The organism is Halorubrum distributum JCM 10118 (assembly GCF_000337335.1).
In the GTDB taxonomy this organism is placed as follows: Archaea; Halobacteriota; Halobacteria; order Halobacteriales; family Haloferacaceae; genus Halorubrum; species Halorubrum distributum.
The window spans coordinates 1-9,540 of sequence record NZ_AOJN01000044.1 but is presented as its reverse complement, the minus strand read 5'-3'; the positions used below and the strand labels follow the sequence as shown (position 1 = coordinate 9,540).

The window sequence follows — 9,540 nt, the reverse complement described above, 5'->3', positions numbered from 1 at the left end:
GTCATGCCGACAGGCCGTGAACCAGCAAATATCCCAACCCAGCGGTGTAGTGCCGTGGGAAGCCTCGCCGTTTACGGCGAGGAGGAGGTCACTCCCCGTCGAAGCCACTCCCACCCATACGCTCAACATCAGTGACCGGTTCGCGACCAACCGGCCGCCACCGACAGCCGGTCCACTCGTCGTCAATTCGCCACCAGCCGGGTCCGTCGTCGCGTTCGACGAACCGGATCCGACGACGTGACGACCTCGCGGGAACGAACGTGATGCTGATCGATTCTGTACCAGGAGCAGACTCCGGACCACCATCCGTCTCAGTCGCAGTGTTCGGTTCGTCGTCACGAGATGACGAGTCTACGACATCTCCCTGATCGCTCGCAGCGTCCGATGTAGCCTCCATAGGCTCGTCGCCGTCGGAAGCCGGTGATGGCTCGTGCTCGCGATACTTGTCGCTTTCTGGCGTGCCGTCGTCGTCACCGAACAGCCGTTCTGCCTCTTCACTGGAAATACGCGGCCCCTCGTAGTACTCTTTGTAGTGCGCATTCCAAGCGTTGCGATGTTCGATCGGGAGTTGCCGGTGCCACTGCCGGTAGGGCGGCTTGTCCACCTTGTGGATATGGACGTGACAGCTCTGACACAGCGGGATCACGTTGGCGACGCGATCGTCGGTGTCATCTCCGTTGAGATGATGGAGCGAAAGCTTGTCTTGCCGCCGTTCGCCGCGGGTGGTGTTGAGCCACCCATCGGGAGACCGCCCACAGACAAGACACGCGTCGCCCCAAGCGTTGCGGACAGCCTGTCGGAACTCGTCGTCGCTCATTGGTACTGTGCCTCCTCGATCTCCGATGGTGACTGAGCACCTGCCCGTTGGTGACCAACTGCCGACCACTGCTCGGACTCTTGCGGCCGAAGCGCTGCGTGACTTGATACAACTGGAACTCGTACACGTGCGACCGGATGCCACGTCGATAGTGTCGTCGTCGACGGAGGCGAAGCCACACGCATTGCTCTCGCTGGTTGTTTCATTTTCATACGAGAGAGCGCTGGGCATCACTCTCACCCACCACCCCTCGCACCCAATTCGAGGGATACAAACAGGACTAGTACCGGACCGCACCCTACTCGACTCAGCGAAATTAACCAACAGTGTTGTTCGTTGTGTTGGTTAATATGCTGGGCTGCGAGGACGGTGGTCGGATCGAAGCGAACTGCGTCATTGCCACCGCACGCGATCTAACATCTGCCAAGGAAGTAGAAGAGGCCGCCGGGTTGAGCGCCGTCCATTTGTTCGCATCGATGAAGGGGTGATTGGCGACGGGGAGGCGAAGGAGGAGGTACGCCTTCTGCTGGATGGTTTCCAGTGCGGAGCCGAAGCTGCCCGCTTCGGTGTCGTCCACTGCGAATTCGATGTCACCACGGTTTCGAACACCAGCGGGCGATCATGGTTCTCTGCGACGATATCCTCGTGGTTGACATCCTCCTCCGCCTGAAGGCGGAGGAATCCCGAGCGTTGGGATATTAGGGTTTGTAGACTCCCTGTTCTCTCGGTGTGAACCGTCCGCTCTCGCGGTCGAACAGGAAGACTCCGGGCTGTGCCAACCAGCCGTTACTCATATCCCCAGTCGGGGGACTCTGAGTTATCCTTCTGCGAATGTTCACCGCACCGTTCACGTCTGCGTTCATCGTCGTCTCGCACGACTCACAGACGTACAGACCGCGCTCCACTCGGTTGCTGTCTCGAATCTGCCCGCAACACGAACACGTCTTCGAGGTGTTCTCCTCGTCCACTCGGTCAACGAGGATGCCGTGTTCCTCGGCTTTGTATTCGAGGAGTCGGATGAAGCGGTCAAACTCCCACCCGTGGAGTTTCTTGTTCCCCGACGCGCCCCAGTTCCGTGACTCGCCGTTCTCATCCTCGCGGATGTCACTGAGGTCGCCAACGGCTATTTTCTCCACGCCTTCTTCGACACATCGTTCAACGATGTGTTTCGAGAGCGTGTGGAGGAAATGGTCTTTGCGCCGGGAGAGTTTCTGTCGAGCCTTCCGCGCACGCTTCGACGGGCCGTTCACGCCTTCGGTCTGGTACTCCTCGCGGGTGAAGTAGTGCTTGTCTTCTTTCAGCGTGTTCCCCGGATACAGTTCGCTCGCCCCCTCTTCGTAGTCGATGGCGAGATAGTTGTTGATCCCGAGGTCGATCCCCGCCGTGTTGTCACCCGGTGCGTCTTCGACTGGGATTTCTTTCTTACAGACGAGGTGGAGTTCCCAACGGTCGCCGTTCCAGACGGCACGCACCTGCTGGATGTTCTCGACTTCTATATCGGGACGGGTTTCGTACTCTGCGAGGATGAAGTCAGACCGCGACTCTTTCAGGTTGAAGCCTTTTGAGAGACGGAGTTGACCGTGGTTGTCGTCGTGTTTGATTCCTTTCCGTTTCCACGTCACGGTGGAGCGAGGGTGTCGATCGCCACGTTTCCGGTATCCGGGTGGGTTGTTGCCGTCGTCGGAGTTGTACCATCCGGTGAACGCCTCAGCAAGTTCTTCGAGAACTCGCTGACTTGACTGAGAATGTAGGTCACTGTAGCGTTCGTGGTTTTTCAACTCCGACTTCAGTTCGGCTTCGTCGGGTATCTCACCGTCTTCATCCCACCGGCCTTGGATGTAGTAGCGTCCGACGTTCCACAGTTTGGATGCGGAGAACCCGCACTGGTCGAGGTCGTCACGAACCTGTGAGTGGTTCGTGATGCGTGCGACGTAGGTACGGGTTGTCTCCAGCATCGAACTGTCTTCATAACACATTATGAGAAAACGTATATTAAAATCAACGACCGGACGTTGAATATCCGATTGGAGTGGCTTTGGTGGGGTGTCGGTCAGAGTGTCGGATTCATCCCGCGCCTAAAGGCGCGGGTATTCTCCTTGTTCTTCATAAATGGTGGTGCCGCGAAGAATCTCATCGATCACAGCAAGCAGTAAAATCACATTACAGCAGCTACAACAATCTTTCAGGAGGTTTAATCGATGTCAAACACGGAATTTGGCGTGTCCATCACGGATGAACTCGTTGAGGAGCTGGATGAACTGACCGAGCAGTGCGTCGATCTCCAAGCAAGCCGTTCAGAGGTTGTTGAGGCGATTTTGACTGCGTACTTCCAAGGCGACATCGACCACGAAGCACGAGTCCGTGAGCTGATCATCCGTCGTCGGAAAGGAACACTCTAACTAGCTGAATACTTGTTACAGCCGCTGCAACCATTCTTGAGTTCGTATTTTAGCATTGAGTGCGAGAGGCTACCCCTGGGTTTAAATACTCGAAACGGGACAGGGGTGTGTCTTCACCAACCTTGGTACCAGAGACTCGATGAACAGACGAAATGAGGGGTGTGTCTCTACCAGTTCGATATACTGGCGGAACGTTTCGCTCAAATACCGAGGCTATCTTTGATTGCCGAGTCGATTTTCATCATGTCTGATGACGGGACAGATCCAATGTTATTTTTTATACGTTCGTCAATGTCGATGACCCTGATTTGACTTAGATCTGCTACCGAATCGTGATCGAGGGCAGTATCCGAAGCTAGTACTTCCACCTCGAACGGGTACGTGTCTCCAGACGTGTACTGCGTTGTGAATGGAGCAATGATGGTTGTCGGTGAGTATTGATTCCCAACATCGTTCTGGATGACAACACAGGGCCGGCTCTTTCCGTGCTGCTCACTCCCTTTCGTGGGATTCAGTTCAACGATGACAATGTCGCCGCGGCGTACCTGCACACTTGACTCCAGAATTCACTCGCTCCAGCCGGGTGCGTCACCGAGATGTCCGGTTGCTTCTGCGGATGCTTCTTCCATTTCTTTAGCCAACTCACGAGACCGCTCGGCTCTCTTTCGATATCCTTCAGCAAGCCGTTCTTCATCTGTCGGCGGTTTGAGTATTATCTTGTCATTCACTTCGACGAATTCAATTTCGTCACCGCCTTCGATGCCACGACGGTCCCGCAATTCTTTCGGAATTGTCACCTGACCTCGGTCTCCGACTTTCCGTTTGTGTTCTGGCATATCTATTCATACTTTTTTCATACCTATATGGGTGTCGGTGCTGTAATCAAGACTGCTCAGACGTCGGCACCGGATCTGTAAGATCAACACATAAGACACCGTGATCAGACCACCACTCCGCAACGTACTGCGTCGTAGCCGTATGGTGGTAGTTATGATGCTGGAGAAACCGTCGACACGTCACTTCACCGGTGTAGCCAGTATGATCTATCTTGTAGGCAGACGCAATATCCTCCTCTGATGGGTCCGCAGTATCAACGCTCACCGGGCGCACGAAAATCAGATCCACGGTCGGATGTGTTCCGAGCCGGACGTACTCTCTCCTGGTAAAATGAGGGTGATACACGTCTGTGTTTAAGCGGAGCTCATCGTCCTGAGAGATGGCAACCGTCTCACCTGCCGAGCCGGTAGGCGTAGTGTGGTTGTTCATTGGAAGGAGCAGTACAATAGCTCGTTTATTATCAGCGCTAGCTATCCGTCTCTTGATTGTCTTTCGCTTTCCCTTCAATGTCGCTCCGATCAGCAAGCCCGTGAATCAACGGCTCCCGGAGCACGTCTTCAGCAGCAATGTTCCAGTGACTAGGGAAGTGTGGCGTCGTGCCGAGTCCAGGCAGGTCTGGGGAGACAAGCCCGCGAGGATAGCGGAACGAGACACCGGGATAGCACGGATCCATACCAAACTTCGTTGAGGTCCGCTCACGCTTGTGGTAGTCTTTTAAATACTTTCCGTAGATATTTTTCCCCGGATGGTCGTGGGTGCTGAGCCGTCCGATCCAGTCGCAGATAAACGGCCGGCAGTCCCGCTCGAGGATCGCGTCGTCGGTTTCGTGTTCGACGAGGAACGTCTCAAACGCCTGTTGATGGCTCCGTTCGTTTCGGCTTGAGGCTTGCTCGACGTCCCACTCGGCCGTCATCTCTTGCTGGACGAGCTCTCCAGTGTCCGGATTATAACAGTAGAGTGCCTCCACGAATCGGACATAGCTTAGATCAACCGGCCGATGGCACTGACGGACTTTGGTGTGTTCGATGTCTCTCTCATCGTCGTATGTCTGGACGGGCTTGTCGTACTTGTTTTCGACAACCCACTGGCCGTCGTTCTTGTAGTATCGCGGGAGATTGAACTCAAACGCCTCAAACGGCGCTGTTGCGTCCCCGCGAGCGAGTATTTCACCGTCATGAACGAGTAGATATTCCGCGTCCCGGGTCAACCACCACCGAGACTCAGAGACCCCTTCCGGCAACAGCATTGTTTTGCCGTCGACAGTAATCGTCTCCGAGCAGTTGTGAAGCTGTGTTTTCGTTGGATCGCGCTGTTTCATCGGAACCATGAGCTTGTCCAGCGCCCACGAGCCGAGTGTGTCGAGTGACTCGGTACGCCCGTCGTCGTCCGTCTGTGGTACCATTACGGTGATTGTTTTATACCCCCAGACTGCCTGCCGGATGAGATTCGTATAGAAGCTTCCCGGTTTCGACCGTGTTCGGTACTCGACTTCGACGGCGAAGATTTCGCCATCGTCACGCCGGATCCAGATATCTGGACGCGACCCCGTGTCTTGGGTGACAATTTCCACGTCGTACCCGTTGTTGTCGAAGGCGACAGCGACGCGTTTAATCCGCTCCCAGTGCTCATCAGTGCCGTCGTTGGCCGTCGTCCGGTCAGGATCGAATTCGCCGTCTTCGATCGGCTCTGTAACGCCAATTGTGACCTCATCCGGGAGCAGTTTCTCGGGGTCAACACCGACAGCATCAATATCAAGCCCCGTCGCCTGTGGGGCTTTCTGCCAGGGATCAACGCCCGGATTGACCGTGCCCAGCCCGACGTAGTGTTCAAGATCGATCTTTCGAGCAAGAAGACTCGTCCACGCACAGCGATCCTCAAGGATATCAGACGCTCCGTACTGCGCCCGCCGCATCTGTGTGAACTCTGTTTTCCCGGTGATACGGTCTTGTCCCGAACTAAAATCCGGAAGCTCAGTCGCTCGACTGGGCACCACCGACCCATCGTACAGCGAGACATTGTACCCGTCGTCAATGACGGCGAGACTCGACGAGACCCCAAGGTCCGCAAACGAATCCGCAGGATCACATTTTCGACCGTACCGAAGACAGTCGGCGTACTCACTTTCAGTGCTGATCTTATATGCTGGATTAAACAGGAAGATCCGGACCGTGACCTGATATTCGTAGCTTTCGGGGAGCCCGCTGGACCGACGGTACAGCGCGTAATAGAGGAACGGTTCGCCGGCGAGGTCCTCGAAGAGGGCGTTCGCGTCCGCCCCGGACACGCTCCCACGACGCGCAGGCTTCAGATTTTCCTCCTCCATCACGAGTCGCGTTCCAAGCGCCGGCGACGGTCCGAACAGTTCCAAAGGGAGTGCCCCGATACGGATATCGAGTGACTCCGGGAGTTCGCTGGTCAGTTTCTGATACGTTGTATGGAGCGGTTCCGGGAGCGCATCAGCGCTCTCTGGCTGGTTTGTAACTGTTACTTGGGTCGTTGACTCTCGAGATGGGGTATCTGCCCGAAACGCGTACATCATCCCATCGGTGACGGCCCAGGCGAACTGTTCGACTTGGTCGATTGTAATATCATCATTCCTTTCGTTATCGGACAGATCGGAAATCGCCGTCGCACCCCGTTCCGGCCCAGTCTCGAACGTCTCGGCCATTGAGGCGTCGACTTTCACGAAGACAACATTTGTCCGGTCTTTGTCGGAGCCTTCAGTGAGTGTTGGTTGAACGCCGATGCTGTGGTGATAGTCGGACGAGTCGTGCTCTGAGTCCGACTCAGCCGACGCTGATTCGGCTTCGTCGTCTAGTGTCGATTGGGTTGTTGCCATTGGATACGTTTTGAATACTGTAATACCGGTTTGCGGTCTTTGCGTCCGAGAGAGCCGACCGTCGGCAGCGTTACTCGCCTACTGTCGACGGGGGGACAGCCCACGCGCACCCTCGGAGCTGTCGGTGGGGTTCGCCAGCTTTCATTACGCGTTCGATTGTAAGACTCGGTTTAGCACCCAGTGCCTGACCGAGCAGACTCTTATTCAATGGAGAGCAGCCTTCTGCCTCAAGATGGCGCGAAACCACCGCAACAAACTCGTCATAGTCGATTCCCGCGCCCGGCGATGCGACCGTGTACTGCGCAAGTAGCCGGTCGACGAGCGCAGCTATCTCCCGATTCGCTTCGGTATCAGCACCGTCGCCGCGTTCGGACGGCCCCGCGACCGTCGTGACGCCGTCATCAGATCCGTCCGAGAGCGCATACACCGTACTCTCCGTGAGCGGTGCTGTCGGCTCGACGGTAAGCGGCCGTTTCACCGGCGTCCATGTCGTTGTCTCCGAGGCCGCCTGGTAGTCTGTCGTCGGTGTCACGGCGGGTCGATCCGTTGGACTCCGCTCCTGTTCGACGTCGGTCCAGCTCCCATGCTTGAGGGTGAGACTCTCATCTTCGAGGACGGCGGTTGCGAGAACGTCCCCAGCAGACCGCAGCTCGTAGCGACGATCGCGGTCCGCGTCGGCGGTAGTCCCGCAGACCCACCACGCTGGCGCAGCAGTTTCGCTCGCGGTGACGACCACCGCGTCGTCGCGTTCGAGTACTGCCGTTCCAGTATAGAACTGAAGACTGTCGCCAGTCGCTTCGGCAACGGGAGCCCGGAGCCAGTGGGTGACGAGAGCTCCGAGCCGCTTATTTCGGGCCACGATCACGTGACGAGCATCACGCTGGGTAGCCGCAGACGCCGCGCGAACTGCTCGTTGAGGCGTCTGTGAAGACGTGACAATTGTTACATCCGCCGGTTCGCCGTTAATCCGGCAGCGTAGTTGTACGCCCGGGCGGCCGCTCTCACGCGCGTGCGTGACCTCGGTGATCCCTGAGGTTTCCAATAGCGCCTCCGCCATCATCATCGACATTAGTTGGTGTTTGCTCATCGTTGTCTCGGGGGTCGATCCCCTACGACCACCATCAATAGGGAATGTAAAAATCGCTGTTAGAGTCAGGGGGGTTACTGATACTTATAAATAGCTCACGTAGGCAGCCAACAATCTCTGTAGAAAACACCGAGAACTTGCGGATGTCTCTTTTTGTTGTAGAGGGTTGGTCGTCGAGGTGTGAGTTTGTTGTAGAGGTTTAATCGTTGTAGTGTCGGGGGGTCGTCGGTGAGGTTTCGTTGTAGTGTCGGGGGGTCGTCGGTGAGGTTTCGTTGTAGTGTCGGGGGGTCGTCGGTGAGGTATTGTTGAGACATCGTCGGGGGAGCGTGGTGTCTCACTTAGACTGGAGACCGCACTGCGCATGGTCTCGAAACGTGCGAGGTACCTTGCGGTGGACTACTTGTGGTGTTCGCTGGACGGTCTTCTGATACGTAGTCGTGAATTCATTGAGGTTGATCTGGGTTCCAAGCACGCCCGTCGCTGATCGTCTGAGTGGGTGGAACCGTATGCTGGTAGCAGCCGTTCGGATCGCTCGCGTGTGTGTGTCGTATTCTTTGTTGGTGGCAGTTGGGTGCTTCAACGTGAGAGAGTCGGTGCGATGTTTTGAGAGAGTGCGTTGACAGTCGCCAGTTCGTACGGACGCAATGGGCTGTGTCTGCTGTCCATGAGCTATTTTTGGAGCTGTCTAGACCGATCGTTCTTGTGGGCTCGCTCCTGGCTCGCGTCTGCCCATAGTATGGGACTGGTCATGTCTCCGCGTGGGCGCTCGTTGTGCGCTGTTGGCTGTGCGTTCAGGGTAGTGTCCGAACGGTCCAGCGTTAGTCTGCGAGCGCTTCGAACTGTGGCCTCTGGTGGGTGGGGTCCTTCCGGTGCGTGCTGCTAGCGTGGTAACGTGAGCTGTACTGAGCTCGTCAAGAAAGACCGCGTGACCTCTGTCAGATTGCTGCTAGTGTGCCGGAAGTTTGCGTGGAGAGTCCGTGAGGTTTGCGTGAAGATCGACGGAGGATCGCTGGAGGATCGATGAAAGATTGACCGAGGATCGACAGAGGATCGACGGAAGATCGACGAAGGATTGACGGAGGATCGTTGGAGGATCGACGGAGGATTGACGGAGGATCCACGAAAGATTGACCGAGGATCGTTGGAGGATCGACGGAGGATCGCTGGGATATTGATACAGCAGTCCTAGGGATTATTGGTGCGACGACGCTGGTGAGTTCGGATCGATACTGGTTGTCGGGATGCTCTCTTATATCGAATACAACTCATACTGAGACAGCTACGCTCGACTCTTTGTTCGAGGTCTCGTAGACAACAGACCGCGATTCAGACCCGGCCCAGCGGATTGTGCCACCAATGATCCCAGCTGGACGGCACGCTGGAGGGCACCGACTGAGCTGTACGGAAGCAACCACCAAAATCGCATGACGAGAGCAACTTCAGGGCACCAAACACCGACTGATATAATACTAACGCTCTTGTGTAGCACATTGTTGATTTCAGAGAGTGGCTTTGACGGCGTGTTTGAGCGCTTTTCGTCCGGGTTTGTGGTAGAGTTCTT

At 56.2% G+C, this 9,540-nt stretch carries 8 protein-coding genes; 1 reads left to right on the top strand and 7 read right to left on the bottom strand.

What is annotated here, in order from left to right:
- Positions 1–88 precede the first annotated feature (88 nt).
- The 3 genes from C466_RS17155 to C466_RS07255 all read right to left on the bottom strand — a co-directional run bounded on the left by C466_RS17155 (position 89) and on the right by C466_RS07255 (position 2,772).
- Positions 89–817: an HNH endonuclease gene (locus C466_RS17155; RefSeq protein ID WP_193366045.1), complete on the bottom strand. Its 729-nt coding sequence runs from the start codon at positions 815–817 to the stop codon at positions 89–91.
- Between the two features lie 316 nt (positions 818–1,133).
- The gene (locus tag C466_RS17150; RefSeq protein ID WP_193366044.1) at positions 1,134–1,394 is read right to left on the bottom strand and encodes a hypothetical protein; all 261 of its coding nucleotides are present in this window, start codon (positions 1,392–1,394) and stop codon (positions 1,134–1,136) included.
- Between the two features lie 121 nt (positions 1,395–1,515).
- Positions 1,516–2,772, bottom strand: a complete 1,257-nt coding sequence (locus tag C466_RS07255; protein ID WP_004598869.1) for an RNA-guided endonuclease InsQ/TnpB family protein — start codon at positions 2,770–2,772, stop codon at positions 1,516–1,518.
- 264 nt (positions 2,773–3,036) lie between these two features.
- Between C466_RS07255 and C466_RS07250 the strand changes: the two genes are divergently transcribed.
- Positions 3,037–3,216: a hypothetical protein gene (locus C466_RS07250; RefSeq protein WP_004598870.1), complete on the top strand. Its 180-nt coding sequence runs from the start codon at positions 3,037–3,039 to the stop codon at positions 3,214–3,216.
- A gap of 200 nt (positions 3,217–3,416) precedes the next feature.
- Here the strand turns inward: C466_RS07250 and C466_RS15980 are convergent, their stop codons facing one another.
- From C466_RS15980 to C466_RS16530, 4 genes are all read right to left on the bottom strand, one after another.
- Complete coding sequence (locus C466_RS15980) at positions 3,417–3,767, bottom strand: type II toxin-antitoxin system PemK/MazF family toxin (RefSeq protein ID WP_004598871.1); 351 nt, start codon at positions 3,765–3,767, stop codon at positions 3,417–3,419.
- 15 nt (positions 3,768–3,782) lie between these two features.
- Positions 3,783–4,052 carry an AbrB/MazE/SpoVT family DNA-binding domain-containing protein gene (locus C466_RS15975; RefSeq protein ID WP_004598872.1) on the bottom strand — a complete coding sequence of 90 codons (270 nt, stop codon included), beginning with the start codon at positions 4,050–4,052 and terminating at the stop codon, positions 3,783–3,785.
- 467 nt (positions 4,053–4,519) lie between these two features.
- A complete protein-coding gene (locus C466_RS07240; RefSeq protein WP_049908422.1) occupies positions 4,520–6,892 on the bottom strand; it encodes a hypothetical protein in 2,373 nt (790 codons plus the stop codon).
- Between the two features lie 70 nt (positions 6,893–6,962).
- Positions 6,963–7,757, bottom strand: coding sequence for a hypothetical protein (locus C466_RS16530; protein ID WP_152418592.1), 795 nt, complete (start codon positions 7,755–7,757; stop codon positions 6,963–6,965).
- Positions 7,758–9,540 lie beyond the last annotated feature (1,783 nt).

Bases quoted from the DNA above. Each gene is read 5' to 3' on its own strand.
- C466_RS17155 (WP_193366045.1), bottom strand. From the start codon at position 817: ATGAGCGACGACGAGTTCCGACAGGCTGTCCGCAACGCTTGGGGCGAC.
- C466_RS07255 (WP_004598869.1), bottom strand. From the start codon at position 2,772: ATGCTGGAGACAACCCGTACCTACGTCGCACGCATCACGAACCACTCA.
- C466_RS15975 (WP_004598872.1), bottom strand. From the start codon at position 4,052: ATGCCAGAACACAAACGGAAAGTCGGAGACCGAGGTCAGGTGACAATT.
- C466_RS07240 (WP_049908422.1), bottom strand. From the start codon at position 6,892: ATGGCAACAACCCAATCGACACTAGACGACGAAGCCGAATCAGCGTCG.